Genomic DNA, 14010 nt, shown 5'->3' on the forward strand with positions numbered 1-14010 from the left:
AAATATTTTTCAACCCTTTGCCGACCAAATAAAGTCTTCATAATTACGTGAAGCAATACCCCTTAAATATAGAGATAATAAAATTAATAAAGCTAACAGGAAGACATTATATAAAAAAACTGCTACGGCAGGCGTGGCAGTTTTTTTATATAAATAAGATACAAGTCACAGTTTATAAATGATGAAATATATCGTTTTCTCCATTTATATGTTCCCATTTGTAAAAATATGCCTTTTAATAAGGAGAAACAATAAGAATTTCTCTACCCTTATTAGCCATAATGATGATGTTACTCCCTACAAATCTGAACCTTTGAGTCAATCGAACATTTTCGTCAAATTTCTCCATTCACAACTTCCCACTGTTCTTGAATGTTATCGGTTATCAATAAAAAAGAGACCAACTAAAAGGAACAAAAGCTTTTAGTTGGCCTCCTTTTCATCTTTATTCGTCTTCTTGCTTTTTCTGGTTCATACGGTGCATCTCATTCCACTCTTTTATATCTCCAATGATTGTCTTCATTTCGTCTTTTGCTTCTGGATACAGAGAGTTCCAGTGTTTTACGAGAGGAGGCATATTTTTGGCTATAAATGAATATAACGCATATTTTGTTACCATATCTTTTCGCTTTTCCGTCGATTCCCCAATTAGCAATTCTGTATATTTTTCTACTAAAGCCTCAAACTGCTTTTCAAACTCATTCATGTCAAAGAAACTCCCTTCAATCCTTATGTTTTAAACATATTTGGTTAGGTGCAAACCTTGCACGTTTGCGGACAAGTGTTACATCTGGTTTCCTCTCCTTGCTCTAACATGTACGAGAAACAACAAGTTTTCCTGACACGGACTCTATATTCACCGTCTTTCACTTTTACTTTGGCAGTATAATAACGTGCGAGAGGATTCTTGCTGTACTCTCCAAACAAAGCACCGTTATTGTTTTGGAGGAGAAAAACAAAGTCCTCTTCTACAGTTTGATGAGACAATGCTTCCTGTAGAAAGTTCTTATTTTCATAAAGCCAAAAAATATAAACTGCTACGTTTTCCCAAAGTATTATATGGGAAAGTTTACTATCTTTTTTTATGTTTTGGATAATGACATCCATGTGCTGACGGAAAAACCCTTGCAAAAATTGCTGTTTTTCCTCTTGTGTAGAAAAAGGAGTAACAGTACTATTTTTCAAGTAAAAGCAAGGTGTCCACATACCATTTTTTTCTCTATCTACCAATACTACATTTTCAGGGGATAAGTCCATTTTCTTGTTCCGGTAACTCATTAAAAATAAACCGATGACAGCTAGGAAAGCATATCGCTTTATAAACAAAGATGCGGCAACCTTTATATCGTCTGTTCTTATTAAAGAAAGTCTTTCTGTCAAATAACTACGCAAAGCTTTGCTATCCGTCAATTTACTTGCCTCTATATAGGTAGAAGAGTATTCTATCTCCGGTAAAAATCTGTAGCTTTTCAGTAATTCAACTTCTTCATTACTTAGGGAGGAAGCAGCTATCATCTTACCGCCTCTAAGTCCTTTATAATGCAGCGTCCTCTACCGTAAGGAATACATAATGGAGTGCCAAACAGTGGATCGCTTGTAACTTGACAATCCATATCAAAAACATTTTTGACAAGGTTACAACTTATTACTTCTTCCGGTTTTCCTTGTGCAAATATTTTCTGATCACGGATTGCGACAATGTTATGGGCATAGCGGCATGCTAAATTTAGGTCATGAAGAACCATTACAATCGTTCGTTGTTCTGATTCATTTAATTCAAATAACAAGTCCAGTATCTCAATTTGGTGAGTCATATCCAAATAGGTTGTTGGTTCATCTAACAAAATAATATCTGTATCCTGTGCAAGTGTTAAAGCTATCCATGCACGTTGTCGTTGACCACCAGAAAGTTCATCCACTTTCCTATCCTGTAAGCCCTCCATTTTCGTTGCTTTCAATGCATTCTGAACAAGCTCCTCATCCTTTTTGGACCATTGTTTGAGCCATGTTTGATGTGGATAACGTCCTTGCTTTACAAGCTGTAGCACTGTCAACCCTTCTGGAGCAGTAGGAGATTGCGGCAAAATTGCCATTTTACGGGCTACATCTTTTGTAGATAACGTTGAAATTGCTGAACCATCAAGGAGTATCGAACCAGCCTTAGGCTTTAACAAGCGAGCTAAAGAACGTAAAAGAGTAGACTTTCCGCATCCATTCCCACCAATAAATACTGTAATTTCCCCTTTAGGAATTTCCAAGCTTAATTCATCGATAATAATTCGATCTCCATAGGAAAGCGTTAAGTCTTCTGTATGCAATGTTTTTTCCATTCTTAGCCCACTCCTTTTTCATTGTTGTTCCACTCACAAATAATTAACTATTTCTCCGACGTGCCTTAGCCCGATTGGGGAGATAAAGTGAAACTTACCGATGCGAGAGCGAGGTTTAGTTGAACCAATCGGGTTCCTACTGTCGGTTAAGCAGCCACTGACGAGTGGGGATTTAGCGACAATAGAACGGGACTAACAATCAATGAGGTTAGAAGAAACTCCACTGATTGATGTTTCACTTTATGCGTTTCTTGTTTTAAATAGTAAGTATATAAAATATGGTGCACCAATACTTGCTGTAAATACACCAGCTGGAACTTCAAGCGGAAGAAATAATGTTCTTCCAATTAAATCAGCTACCATAACTAACGTCCCACCTATTAAAGCGGCTGTTGGAAGCAATGCACCATAGGAAGATCCAACTATTCTCCTTGCCATGTGAGGTGCCATTAAGCCGACAAATCCAATTCCGCCAGCAAATGCAACTGCCCCTCCTACTAATGCAGTTGACATAAATAAGAGTAGAAACCGCTGACGCTGGACAGGCACCCCCACACTAGTAGCTATTTCCTCTCCAAGTTCTTGAATGTTCAAGTGTCTTGAAAGTAAGAAAGTAAGAAGAACGAAGATAATTGTCCACGGCAATAGAATAATTACATCGCTCCAGTCCGAACCGTTAACCGTTCCCGTTAGCCAGATATTTGCCTGACTAGCTCGGTAAATGGGACCAAAAATCATTAATAACGTTGTTGCGGCCTGTGTTAAAGCAGATACCCCAATCCCAATTAACACGAGGCGTACTGGAGATACTCCATTTCTCCAAGCTAAAAAATACACAAGAAAAGCAATAATAGTTGCCCCAATAAAAGCAGCTACAGGCAGCCATTGGATACTAACCGTTAAAACATTATCTGCGTTACTAAATAATGCTAAAAAACCGACCACTGCAGTTCCTGCACCACCTGTAATCCCAATAATATCTGGGGAAGCGAGTGGATTACGGATCATTCCTTGAAGTATCCCTCCAGCGACCGCTAGTGCTATTCCAGCCAATAAAGCAATTAATATTCTAGGGAGTCGAAATGAAGTAACAACTAATTGCTCCAAACTACTTCCTCCGCCAAAGAACACTTCTATAACTGTCCAAGGGGCAATTTTCATATCCCCGAGCCCTGTACTTATCACTAATACAAGAAAAGTAATTAATAGTAGAAAAGCAATTTTTTTTAATGCCGACAAATCAATTAAGAAAGAAAGGCGGTCTCGAAACCAACGCTTTGCTAAAAACCTATTCATTATTAAAACCCCTTCCTTGCAATGTAAATAAAGAATGGTGCACCGATTATGGCAGTCATGACACCAACCGGTACTTCCTGGGGCATAATAATATACCTTGCCGCAATATCAGCTGCAAGCAGTAAAATCGCTCCTATTAAACCTGAATAGGGAATTAACCAGCGATGATCAACACCGATAATTCTTTTTGCAAAATGGGGAACAATAATCCCAATGAAACCGATTGGCCCTGCAATTGCTACGGCTCCACCTGCGAGTAACACAACTACAGCTAAAGAAATTATTTTAATAAATGCTGTTTTCAAGCCAAGCCCTTTTGCAACATCTTCCCCCATTGCAAGGACATTCATTTTATTAGCAATGAGTAGTGAAATAATCCAACCTACTACAATATACGGGAAGACACCAGTTAAAATTTCCATGTTTCTTCCTTGGACAGATCCAGCAAGCCAAAATAAAACTTGTTCTAGAGCAGCTTCATTGAGGACAAGAAGTCCTTGTGTAAAAGAGGCAAACATTGCAGTAATTGCAGAACCAGCAAGTGTCAATTTCATTGGTGTTAACCCTTCACTTCCTGCAGCACCAATTATATAGACACCAACAGCGGCAATTCCAGCTCCTAAAAAGGCAAGGACCGTGAACGCTTGAAGGTTGGTGATACCAAATAGGGTAACCCCTACTACAACCATAAATCCTCCACCGGCGTTTATTCCAAAAATCCCAGGTGATGCCAGCGGATTTTTAGTCAGTGTCTGCATGAGAACTCCCGCTATCGCTAATGAGGCACCTACCGTTGCGGCAATTAATGCCCTTGGCAGCCGGATATTTTGTAAAACAAGATGTTCTGTTGTTTGATTTGGATTAGTGAATGCTTCATAGGCTGTTGCCCATGACGTATCTGTATATCCATATACCACACTTATCCCTATAAATAGGATGAGAATGAGTACAGTTCCTACTAAAGTTATTGCTTGATTTCTAGTTTTACTCATTAATTTTGAGCCTTTCTAACCATCATTGTATTCTTTCTTTATTCTAAGGAATGCATTACTATTAGTCAACGACTTTGAAAATCATTCTCAGTGTAATTATTGACAAATGATAAGGCTTTCTTATATGATGAGAAAGTATTGATAATGATTATCATTTACATACAAATCCATTAAGGAGGACTACATAATGAAATCAATTCGTACTTTATTATCGCTTCTTTTAGTATCATCCCTTCTTCTTTTAGCTGCTTGTGGTAATGCTAAAGAAGAGGAAAAGGATTCAACAACGAGCAACGATTCAAAAAAAAGTGAAAGCTATACGATTGAACATGCAATGGGCACAACAGAAATAGAAAAAACACCAGAGAAAGTTGTTATTCTTACAAATGAAGGTACAGAAGCTTTATTATCTATGGATGTAACTCCTGTAGGTGCGGTACAGTCTTGGACTGGAGATCCTTGGTATAATCATATTGCAGATCAAATGAAAGATGTTGAAGTTGTCGGCACGGAAAGTGAATTAAACATTGAGGCAATCGCTAAATTACAACCTGACTTAATTATTGGAAACAAAATGCGCCAAGAAGAGCAATACAACCAGTTAAAAGAAATTGCTCCAACCGTAATGGCAGAAACGCTTCGTGGTAACTGGAAAGAAAACTTCAAGTTGTATGCAAAAGCATTAAATAAAGAGGAAAAAGGTCAAGAGGTTATTGCGGAGTATAATCAACGGATTGAAGACATAAAAGCCGAACTTGGAGACAAACTAGATCAAAAAATATCAATGGTTCGTTTTATGGCTGGAGATGTTCGCATTTATCATAAAGATTCTTTCTCCGGCGTTATCTTAGACCAATTAGGCTTTGCTCGTCCAGAAGGTCAGGATGTAAATGATTTTGCTGAAACTGGCGTCACAAAAGAACGTATTCCTGCAATGGATGGAGATGCTCTATTCTATTTCACCTACGATACTGGTGATGGTGAAGCAAATTCATTAGAAGAAGACTGGATTAACGACCCTCTATTCCAAAATCTAGAAGTAGCTAAAAATGATAAAGTATTTGAAGTAAATGACGCTATTTGGAATACAGCAGGCGGTGTAATCGCTGCAAACAAAATGCTTGATGACATTGAAAAATTCTTCTTAGAACAATAAATAAGAAAAGTGGAAGTGCCTTAATCAGCTCGTGAAGAAAATAGGGATTTCCTCCAAAAGGCGTCTGTTGCCTTTAGGGAGAAATCATCTTTTTCACAGCGAGCTAGGCACTGGAGCTAGACATATACCAAATGAAAGACTAAATGTTAGGATGAAATTCCTCTAACATTTAGTCTTTTTTCATTCTATAAACTTTCCCCTCTTTTTCATATTTCTCCCTTTTTCGGAAACACTATGGTTTAGACTATTCAACGAACGAGGGATGTACATGTTCTCGATATTCAGAAAGAAATCATCTGATAAAACAAAAGAAAAAAGGTCATTTGAAAGCTTTAAAAGAGATGCAAAAAAATCATCTGATTACAAACAAGCTTTCTATCAGAATACAAAGACAGGAACAAAATTCAATCTCCATTTTATTACTTCCTTAATTGATGAAAGTACAGTACAAAATGATATTTTACCTTCTTTATTGTCTAAGGATTTTTCTGACTTTGAGGATCTTAAACATATCTTACCTGTCGTCGATATCACATTATCAAAGGATGAACAACAAATAGAGCAAAAGGTATATAACGGCTATATACTTCTGACAATAGATGGTGATAATAAAAACTTCGCATTTATTGCGGCGCAAAAAGAGGCTGGACGCAAAGTTTCTCAGCCGGAAGTAGAATTTAGTGTCATTGGACCAAAAGAAGCTTTCGTAGAATCCCTTGGTCAAAATATTAACCTTATTAGGAAAAGAGTACCAATAAAGGAGTTAGTAATAGAAGAATTTAATATTGGAAAAGTTACACACACAAAGGTTGCACTTCTCTATATAGATGGACTTGTGGATAAAGTGAACGTTGATACATTCCGTCAAAGATTGAAAGCAATTGATTTTGATCAAATTATTGATAGCTCTTTCATTGAACAACTTATATCAGATAATAGTCACTCTCCTTTCCCACAACTTTTGGACACGGAACGCCCTGACCGCGCGGCTTCTGTCGTTGTAGAGGGAAAGGTTGTCCTTCTAGCGGATGGGTCACCTCATGCTCTAATCGGTCCTACGACATTGGTGGAATTTTTTAATTCTTATGAGGACTACTTTTTAAATTTCTTTATAGCTTCTTTCTTCCGACTTATCCGTGTGTTTGCAGTTTCTTTCTCTATCCTAATTACACCGATATATGTGGCTGCCTTGACCTATCATTATGAATTAATTCCGAAAGACCTTATGGCAACACTCATAACTTCTAGACAAACAGTTCCGCTTCCTCCTATTTTAGAGGCATTAGTTTTAGAATTGACGATAGAACTGTTAAGAGAAGCTGGAGCCAGGTTGCCTGCCAAGGTTGGTCAGACAATTGGTATCGTGGGCGGGATTGTTATCGGAACGGCATCCGTTGAGGCCGGTCTGACAAGTAACGTCCTTTTAATTTTAATCGGGCTATCCGCACTTGCCTCTTTTACAACGCCTGTCTATAAAATGGGTAATACCATTCGTTTTTTGCGTTTTCCATTTTTATTATTTGCTCAGCTTTGGGGGCTGTTGGGTATTGTTTTTTGTTTCTGTATTTTAATGACTCACCTTATACGTTTGACTTCTTTAGGCAGACCGTTTTTGGAGCCGCTTTATCCTCCACGTTTAAAAGACTTGCAGGATGCCCTTGTTCGCTTTCCTTTTAATAAACAAGAGAAGCGACCATTATTTTTACGCACTCAAAAGCCTCGACGTTTCTGGGGAAAAGAAGGGAAGAAAAAGCTTGATATTGATGAGTAAGTCGGAGGTGATAACATGCAGGCCATTCCCGAAAGAAGAAAAATTTCTCCCTTCCTTGTCTTTTATTTAATACATTCCGTTCAAGTCGGGGTTGGCGTTTTAGGATTTCAAAGGGTCATTGCAGTAAATGCCGGCTATGACTCCTGGATTTCCATTATATTAGCTGGAGGCTTGACACATATTCTCATGTTTATGATGTATAGAATCGTACAAATGAGTGATGGTGACCTAGTTTCTGCCCATACATTTGCATTCGGAAAATGGATAGGGAAAATATTCAGCTTCATCTTTGTTCTCTATTTTGCAGCACTTGTCGTGACAATTATTCGAACCTATATAGAAGTGGTACAAGTTTGGATGTTCCCACGTATGAATACATTTCTTTTTTCTTTGTTTTTTTTATTACTTGTTATTTATATCGTAAAGGGAGGTATTCGTACGATTGCTGGAGTTTCCTTTTTTGGATTAATCCTTCCCAGCTATTTACTGCTAACATTTGGATTTACCTTCCAATATGCTGATTTTAGAAACATACTACCTATATTTGATCACAGTATAATGGATATTCTTAAATCGATGAAAAGCATGTCACTAACATACTTGGGCTATGAATCAATTTTGCTTATCTATCCTTTTATTAAAGAGGGGAAGGCCTCACAAAAATGGGCACAGTGGGGGCTTTTCGCAAGTACTCTAGTTTATACTCTCATTGGAATTATCTCTTTTGCCTTCTTTAGTGAAGGTCAATTAAAGAAGACTGTTTGGGCTACTTTATCTATGTGGAAGATTTTAGAGTTACCTTTTGTTGAACGTTTTGAGTATATCGGCATTGCTAATTGGTGCCTTATTATCTTACCAAATGCCTGTATTGCGATTTGGTGTGCAAGCAGAATCGTTAAAAGAGCTACACCTTTGAAGCAGAGTACTTCGTTAATTTGGCTTTCGCTAGTATGTCTTAGTGTACTGACTTTGTTTCCAAACAGAGAAAAAATAGATATGTTAAATAATATCCTCAGTCAAACTGGTTTTTATATTAATTTTGTTTATATCCCTTTTCTTTTTGTTTTAATTCTAGTCATAAAAAGGGTGAAGAAAAAGTTATGAAAAAACTATTACTTTTTTTCGTATGCCTCCTACTTTCTGGGTGTATTGAAAGAGAAACCATAGATGATCTCCTTATAGAAGCTGCAAAAGCTTATGACCTTGTGGAGAAAGGTAAGATTGAAGGAACTGCTCTTTTCCCAAAATATTTAGCGGATCAATCAATTGAAAATGTTACGTTATCAGCAACCGCCTCCTCCTCAAGAGAGGTGCTAGAAAGAATTGAACGTAAGTCACAACTTCCTCTTGTACGTGGGGGTCTCGAAGTCGTTATTCTAGGAGAAGATTTGGCCAAAGACGGGATAATAGACATAGCAGATTCATTGCAACGAGACGCAAGTATAGGATCTAGGGTTTACTTAGTTGTTAGTGAAGGAAAAGGAAAAACTATATTAGAAGGACAGTACGGTGTGAAAGGAAACGGGATTTATATTGGTAATTTAATTAGGCAGAATGTTGAGCGGAGAGAATTGCCTAAAACAAATCTACACCTGTTCCTTCATGATCATTTTCAGAAGGGGAAGTCCCCTTACTTACCTATTATAAAGAGGTTGAATAATAACACGTTGGAGGTTACTGGTGTTGCCTTATTTAAAGACGATAAAATGATAGGAAAAGTCGACTCTGATGACATGTTTTTTTTCAAGCTCCTTGTTGATAAATTTTCGGAAGGAAGCCATGTCGTAAAACTCGGAAAAGGCAAGGCTCGAACAGAAGAAAAAATTGAAGCATCCGTAACTAGTTTACGCTCTGTGCATGATATTGAGATTAACCAAAACTCCACTCCATTAGAAGTAATAATAAAAATAAAACTCAAAGGGATAATTAAAGAATTTACAGGTGAATCACTTACTCCTCCAAAAGTGAAGGCTGTTGAGAAAAAGATGGAATCAGACATTAAAGAAGTAACAGAAAAGCTATTAAAAAGGTTCCAAAAATTAGGGATAGACCCTGCAGGAATTGGGCAACGCCAAAAGCATGGCGTCCGCGGGTTTGACTTTAAAAAATGGGAAGAGTCAATCTATCCTAATGTAAAGTTTAAAGTGAAGGCAGATGTAACAATTGTGGAGTCTGGAACGGTTGAATAAGTAATAGTTACCTTTAGATGGATATCACTGCTTGTCTATACGCGATAAAGGTAGAACAAGCTAAAATTTTTACAGCTTACACTAGTTTTGATTAAAATAGAATTAGGTTGTTGCTTTTTAACGGAAAACTAAGTTTAACCCACTGAGTTGATTGGAGCGAAGGGCCCTTGACTCCTGCGGGAAGAGAGGAAAAGGAAAGACGCTCTCATTCCTCCCCGAGGAGTCTAGTGCCCGTAGCGGAAATCAACGGGCAGAATTCATAAGCAAAAACAACAATCTATGAGAAAAGATCCTAGAATTAAAAGGAGGATTATAGTATGCAATCAATAAAAAATAAAGAAACCTTTGAAGAAGTTATTTCTTCTTCTGAACCCGTTGTTGTAAAATTCCACGCAGATTGGTGTCCTGACTGCCGCAGAATGGATATGTTCATTGATGACATTACAGCAGAGTATAACCAGTATAAGTGGTACGATATCAACAAAGATGAGTTTCCCGAAATTGCCGAGAAATATGATGTTATGGGAATACCAAGCTTACTCATTTATAAAAATGGTGAAAAAATTGCTCACTTACATAGTGCCAATGCAAAATCACCAGAGCAAGTTACGGAATTTCTCGATCAAGTCAATGTATAAAAAAGGGCCAATTACGGTCCTTTTTTCATAAATGCATACACTTGCTAACAATGGGGTTTCCTTTGCTCTATATGTTATCCATTAACAAAAAATAAACCACTTCTCCTAGAAATGCATAATTACCCGGTTAAATTGGTAAACTAATCCGGAATTGATTTTCAAGGAGGACTTACCATGACAAAAAGACCTAACAAAGGAAGTCAAAATCAAAATGCTCCTCAAAGAGGAAATACCGAATTTTCAACGGAATTAACAAGCGGGGATAATAGTAAAGGGAACATGAATAATAAAGAAAAATCTTCCAAAACAAAGTAGCTAACATTGGTAGGGGAGCGAATCCCCTACTAGCTATTTAGAAATGTCTAATTTTCATCATTTAATGACTTGTTTAGTGTTCGTCCCTATCAATAATAACTGCTGGCATATTACTTTGAATATATATTGGTGTATAGGACACTGACGAATCCTTCTTTCCTTCTAAAAAACTTTCCTTCATTTTTGAACCTTCTTTCGTTTCAGACAACCTTTTCCTTTTTCTCACTTCTATCCCCCCTTTCTCTTTAGACTACCCAATAATAAAATCTGTTATTGATAATTTTTTAAAAGATACTGGGGATACTATTGTCTTGAAGTAACTAAATAAGGAGTGGTTATTAATGGATGAAAACCGTGCAAAGCAAATATTATCATCATCGGCAGAAATTGAAGTAAAATATAAGGATGTATCTGTATGGATTGATGCGTTAAATGGAGATGGAACAGCAACCGTACACTTAAGAGGTCCACTTGAGGAAAGATCTATTGTTGAAGTGAAAGATTTATCAGAATAATTAGGGCAGTAAAAGAGCGGGTCCGAATTCTAAGGACCTGCTCTTTTATTCCCTTAGCAATGGCATAGAGCAGCATCGAAAAGACCCGTTTGATTTTATTATTTCAGAAAATTCAACCTCGATTACTTCAAAGCCATTTCCTCTAAGAACATTGTTAATTCTGTCATTCTGTGCTAGGCTCACAATTTTCTTATTGCCAATGGATAGAACATTGGTAGCCAAATTCAATTGCTCTTCATCTGTAATTTCAATTAATTTATAATGTTTTTGTAGCACTTGTAAATCTTCTTTCGTTAAGGCTTTAGAATATACAATCGCTGTGTCGTTTGATAATACATTAAACGCACAATCAAGATGTAAGATATTATTAGCAAGGGGCAGCGAATGAACATAATAACCTTTTAATTTATTGCTCAATTGTTGAATAGCAGCCTCTGATGTTCTATCACTGACCCCTATCCAAATTGTTTGTCCATCAATGATGACATCACCGCCTTCAATGGATGACGTCTCAATTTTATCAAAAGGATATTGATGTTCTTTTAGCCATTTCATGATTACATTTTCCTCTTGTTTGCGAATAGTCCTTCCCATTGTTGCTACGAAGAGATTGTTACCTAGACAAAAACCTATATCTCTCGTAAATACTTGTTCATACAAAGATTCCTTTGACTCTAAGTAAATCACTTCCACACCGTTAGCTTCTAATACTGAAACAAAATCTTTATGCTGTTTCATCGCGGTTTCAATATGTATATTTTTATTTCTAGATTTTTTTTGCATTTCATTACTAGACCTGTCAGTATCCATATATCTCGGAGATACAACAATCACTTTTTTTAATACTCCATATTCATTATGACAATGAAGTTTTTCGCTAGTAAATTCTTGTGAAGACATCCTCTCTCACCTTCCTCCTATAAAAATCTAGCTATTCCATATTGTTATACCAACACTTCTTTTACTAACTACAATACCCTACTAAAATTATCTGCATTCACTAATTAAATGATTCCATAATAAGAATTATTCTGTTTATTTGTAAACACACCATTAAAAGTTGCTTCTAGAGGCAATTAAGCTTAACATACTAGTTGGACTAAATTTCTATCTTTAAAATATTCTTTTCTTCTCATTTAAAATAGGATAAAAACATTTAAACTCTATAACAAATGGGTACATTAAAAATATTACTTTCATCATAATTAATATGAAAAGTGAAAGCGGCTTGATCAAAGGAAACAAGCAAGGACGACCTCGAGGAGTTAGCCGCTCGAACTAAACAATCAGGAGGTTCTTTTTATATGAAAACATTCCAAGATTTTGGATTAAGTGAAAAAATTCTTCGTTCCCTATCTACAATGGGATTTGAGGAACCAAGCCCTATTCAGGCTCAAGCGATTCCAATCGCAATAAATGGAAAAGACATAATAGGACAAGCTCAAACAGGAACAGGAAAAACTACTGCTTTTGGAATTCCACTTATTGAACAAATTGACGCTAGTGTAAAAGGAATTCAAGGGTTAGTTGTAGCACCAACTCGTGAACTTGCTGTCCAAGTTGCGGAAGAATTAAATAGAATTGGGCAATTTAGTAATGTAAAAACACTGCCTATATATGGTGGTCAAGATATTTCTCGTCAAATCCGAGCTTTAAAAAACCGACCGCAAATTATTGCTGCTACTCCCGGAAGACTTCTTGACCATATAAAACGAAAAACGATTCGTCTTGATCAAATTAAGATGGTTGTTCTCGATGAAGCAGATGAAATGTTAAATATGGGATTCATCGAGGATATTGAAACAATCTTAGGAAGTATCACTAGTACTTACCAAACAATGCTTTTCTCTGCAACGATGCCTAAACGCATACAAACATTAGCAGAAAAATTTATGGATAACCCTGAAATTGTAAGAGTTAAAGCAAAAGAAATGACTGTAACAAATATCGAGCAACAATTTATAGAAATTCAGGAACAAAAAAAGTTCGATGTGTTATGTAACCTTTTAGATATCGAATCGCCAGAGCTCGCGATTATTTTTGGTCGAACCAAAAGACGTGTAGACGAACTAGTAGAAGCATTGTTAAAACGAGGCTACTCCGCAGAGGGAATTCACGGTGATATTGCTCAAAACAAACGTGAACAAGTAATCAGACGTTTTAAAGATCAATCCATTGAAATCCTCGTAGCGACAGATGTTGCTGCCAGAGGTCTCGATATTAGCGGTGTTACACATGTCTATAACTTTGATGTACCACAAGATCCAGAAAGCTACGTTCACCGGATTGGACGAACAGGTCGAGCTGGAAATAAAGGGCTTGCTACAACTTTTGTCACACCTAGAGAAATGGATATGCTGAGAACAATTGAAAAAGTGATAAAAACAAAAATAAAACGTACTCAGGCTCCTTCTTTTGGTGATGTAGTAGAAGGAAATAAGCAAGCGGCAGTACAGCAAATAATGGATATAGTAGAAAAAGGCGACTTCGGTGAATACAAAACCATCGCAGAAACCTTACTAGAAGATGTCGATTCTATAACTGCATTAGCTGCCTCTCTCAAATTAATAACGAAAGAACCAGCTGTAGTACCTGTAAAATTATCGGCCGTTTCTCCTATTCGAGGAAAGAAAGATAAAAGAAGCAGTGGAAAAAGTGGCGGAGGCGGAGGCCGAGGCAGATCAAGAGATCGTGATCGAGGAAGACGCAAAAGAAATTGGCGAGACAGATAAGTTCGAAGTAAAAGAGGCTGGGACAAATGTGCTCTAGGTGAATAAAAAAACGAACTAATTCTTTCATTTGAAGGCG

At 36.9% G+C, this 14010-nt stretch carries 15 protein-coding genes; 8 read left to right on the forward strand and 7 right to left on the reverse strand.

Annotated features, from left to right (window positions below):
- Nucleotides 1-445 precede the first annotated feature (445 nt).
- The 5 genes from ACFSUL_RS05620 to ACFSUL_RS05640 form a co-directional block, all read right to left on the reverse strand.
- A complete protein-coding gene (locus tag ACFSUL_RS05620; protein ID WP_377933489.1) occupies nucleotides 446-706 on the reverse strand; it encodes a DUF2573 family protein in 261 nt (86 codons plus the stop codon).
- Between the two features lie 44 nt (nucleotides 707-750).
- The gene (gene fhuF, locus ACFSUL_RS05625) at nucleotides 751-1515 is read right to left on the reverse strand and encodes a siderophore-iron reductase FhuF (RefSeq protein WP_377933491.1); all 765 of its coding nucleotides are present in this window, start codon (nucleotides 1513-1515) and stop codon (nucleotides 751-753) included.
- On the reverse strand, nucleotides 1512-2330 hold the full coding sequence (locus tag ACFSUL_RS05630; RefSeq protein ID WP_377933493.1) for an ABC transporter ATP-binding protein: 819 nt from the start codon (nucleotides 2328-2330) through the stop codon (nucleotides 1512-1514). The genes fhuF and ACFSUL_RS05630 overlap by 4 nt, the downstream gene beginning before the upstream one ends.
- Nucleotides 2331-2570: 240 nt before the next feature.
- Nucleotides 2571-3626 (reverse strand): FecCD family ABC transporter permease, encoded by a 1056-nt coding sequence (locus ACFSUL_RS05635; RefSeq protein WP_377933494.1) that lies wholly within the window; start codon nucleotides 3624-3626, stop codon nucleotides 2571-2573.
- 2 nt (nucleotides 3627-3628) lie between these two features.
- Nucleotides 3629-4618: a FecCD family ABC transporter permease gene (locus tag ACFSUL_RS05640; protein ID WP_071410850.1), complete on the reverse strand. Its 990-nt coding sequence runs from the start codon at nucleotides 4616-4618 to the stop codon at nucleotides 3629-3631.
- Nucleotides 4619-4805: 187 nt separating this feature from the next.
- Here ACFSUL_RS05640 and ACFSUL_RS05645 point away from each other — a divergent pair, with 187 nt between their 5' ends.
- From ACFSUL_RS05645 to ACFSUL_RS05670, 6 genes are all read left to right on the forward strand, one after another.
- Complete coding sequence (locus ACFSUL_RS05645) at nucleotides 4806-5774, forward strand: ABC transporter substrate-binding protein (RefSeq protein WP_071410849.1); 969 nt, start codon at nucleotides 4806-4808, stop codon at nucleotides 5772-5774.
- Nucleotides 5775-6042: 268 nt separating this feature from the next.
- On the forward strand, nucleotides 6043-7545 hold the full coding sequence (locus tag ACFSUL_RS05650; RefSeq protein ID WP_377933497.1) for a spore germination protein: 1503 nt from the start codon (nucleotides 6043-6045) through the stop codon (nucleotides 7543-7545).
- Nucleotides 7546-7560: 15 nt separating this feature from the next.
- Nucleotides 7561-8649 (forward strand): GerAB/ArcD/ProY family transporter, encoded by a 1089-nt coding sequence (locus ACFSUL_RS05655; protein WP_377933499.1) that lies wholly within the window; start codon nucleotides 7561-7563, stop codon nucleotides 8647-8649.
- Complete coding sequence (locus ACFSUL_RS05660) at nucleotides 8646-9734, forward strand: Ger(x)C family spore germination protein (protein WP_377933501.1); 1089 nt, start codon at nucleotides 8646-8648, stop codon at nucleotides 9732-9734. Before ACFSUL_RS05655 ends, ACFSUL_RS05660 begins: the two co-directional genes overlap by 4 nt.
- Before the next feature lie 317 nt (nucleotides 9735-10051).
- The gene (locus tag ACFSUL_RS05665; protein ID WP_377933503.1) at nucleotides 10052-10372 is read left to right on the forward strand and encodes a thioredoxin family protein; all 321 of its coding nucleotides are present in this window, start codon (nucleotides 10052-10054) and stop codon (nucleotides 10370-10372) included.
- Nucleotides 10373-10546: 174 nt separating this feature from the next.
- Nucleotides 10547-10687: a hypothetical protein gene (locus ACFSUL_RS05670; protein WP_377933505.1), complete on the forward strand. Its 141-nt coding sequence runs from the start codon at nucleotides 10547-10549 to the stop codon at nucleotides 10685-10687.
- 73 nt (nucleotides 10688-10760) lie between these two features.
- Here ACFSUL_RS05670 and ACFSUL_RS05675 read toward each other — a convergent pair whose 3' ends face one another.
- Nucleotides 10761-10913 (reverse strand): hypothetical protein, encoded by a 153-nt coding sequence (locus ACFSUL_RS05675; protein WP_377933507.1) that lies wholly within the window; start codon nucleotides 10911-10913, stop codon nucleotides 10761-10763.
- 115 nt (nucleotides 10914-11028) lie between these two features.
- Between ACFSUL_RS05675 and ACFSUL_RS05680 the strand changes: the two genes are divergently transcribed.
- The gene (locus tag ACFSUL_RS05680; protein WP_377933509.1) at nucleotides 11029-11202 is read left to right on the forward strand and encodes a small, acid-soluble spore protein, H family; all 174 of its coding nucleotides are present in this window, start codon (nucleotides 11029-11031) and stop codon (nucleotides 11200-11202) included.
- A 45-nt stretch (nucleotides 11203-11247) separates the two neighbouring features.
- Here ACFSUL_RS05680 and ACFSUL_RS05685 read toward each other — a convergent pair whose 3' ends face one another.
- Nucleotides 11248-12102: a dimethylarginine dimethylaminohydrolase family protein gene (locus ACFSUL_RS05685; protein ID WP_377933511.1), complete on the reverse strand. Its 855-nt coding sequence runs from the start codon at nucleotides 12100-12102 to the stop codon at nucleotides 11248-11250.
- A 404-nt stretch (nucleotides 12103-12506) separates the two neighbouring features.
- Between ACFSUL_RS05685 and ACFSUL_RS05690 the strand changes: the two genes are divergently transcribed.
- Nucleotides 12507-13934, forward strand: coding sequence for a DEAD/DEAH box helicase (locus ACFSUL_RS05690; protein WP_377933513.1), 1428 nt, complete (start codon nucleotides 12507-12509; stop codon nucleotides 13932-13934).
- Nucleotides 13935-14010: the final 76 nt, after the last annotated feature.

Source organism: Bacillus seohaeanensis, from assembly GCF_042684945.1.
In the GTDB taxonomy this organism is placed as follows: domain Bacteria; phylum Bacillota; class Bacilli; order Bacillales; family Bacillaceae_B; genus Rossellomorea; species Rossellomorea seohaeanensis.

What these genes read in the sequence shown, in the direction of transcription:
- ACFSUL_RS05660 (WP_377933501.1), top strand. Translation starts at nt 8,646, where the DNA reads ATGAAAAAACTATTACTTTTTTTCGTATGCCTCCTACTTTCTGGGTGT.
- ACFSUL_RS05645 (WP_071410849.1), top strand. Translation starts at nt 4,806, where the DNA reads ATGAAATCAATTCGTACTTTATTATCGCTTCTTTTAGTATCATCCCTT.
- ACFSUL_RS05680 (WP_377933509.1), top strand. Translation starts at nt 11,029, where the DNA reads ATGGATGAAAACCGTGCAAAGCAAATATTATCATCATCGGCAGAAATT.
- ACFSUL_RS05635 (WP_377933494.1), bottom strand. Translation starts at nt 3,626, where the DNA reads ATGAATAGGTTTTTAGCAAAGCGTTGGTTTCGAGACCGCCTTTCTTTC.
- ACFSUL_RS05620 (WP_377933489.1), bottom strand. Translation starts at nt 706, where the DNA reads ATGAATGAGTTTGAAAAGCAGTTTGAGGCTTTAGTAGAAAAATATACA.
- fhuF (WP_377933491.1), bottom strand. Translation starts at nt 1,515, where the DNA reads ATGATAGCTGCTTCCTCCCTAAGTAATGAAGAAGTTGAATTACTGAAA.
- ACFSUL_RS05650 (WP_377933497.1), top strand. Translation starts at nt 6,043, where the DNA reads ATGTTCTCGATATTCAGAAAGAAATCATCTGATAAAACAAAAGAAAAA.
- ACFSUL_RS05670 (WP_377933505.1), top strand. Translation starts at nt 10,547, where the DNA reads ATGACAAAAAGACCTAACAAAGGAAGTCAAAATCAAAATGCTCCTCAA.
- ACFSUL_RS05665 (WP_377933503.1), top strand. Translation starts at nt 10,052, where the DNA reads ATGCAATCAATAAAAAATAAAGAAACCTTTGAAGAAGTTATTTCTTCT.
- ACFSUL_RS05630 (WP_377933493.1), bottom strand. Translation starts at nt 2,330, where the DNA reads ATGGAAAAAACATTGCATACAGAAGACTTAACGCTTTCCTATGGAGAT.
- ACFSUL_RS05685 (WP_377933511.1), bottom strand. Translation starts at nt 12,102, where the DNA reads ATGTCTTCACAAGAATTTACTAGCGAAAAACTTCATTGTCATAATGAA.
- ACFSUL_RS05690 (WP_377933513.1), top strand. Translation starts at nt 12,507, where the DNA reads ATGAAAACATTCCAAGATTTTGGATTAAGTGAAAAAATTCTTCGTTCC.
- ACFSUL_RS05655 (WP_377933499.1), top strand. Translation starts at nt 7,561, where the DNA reads ATGCAGGCCATTCCCGAAAGAAGAAAAATTTCTCCCTTCCTTGTCTTT.
- ACFSUL_RS05640 (WP_071410850.1), bottom strand. Translation starts at nt 4,618, where the DNA reads ATGAGTAAAACTAGAAATCAAGCAATAACTTTAGTAGGAACTGTACTC.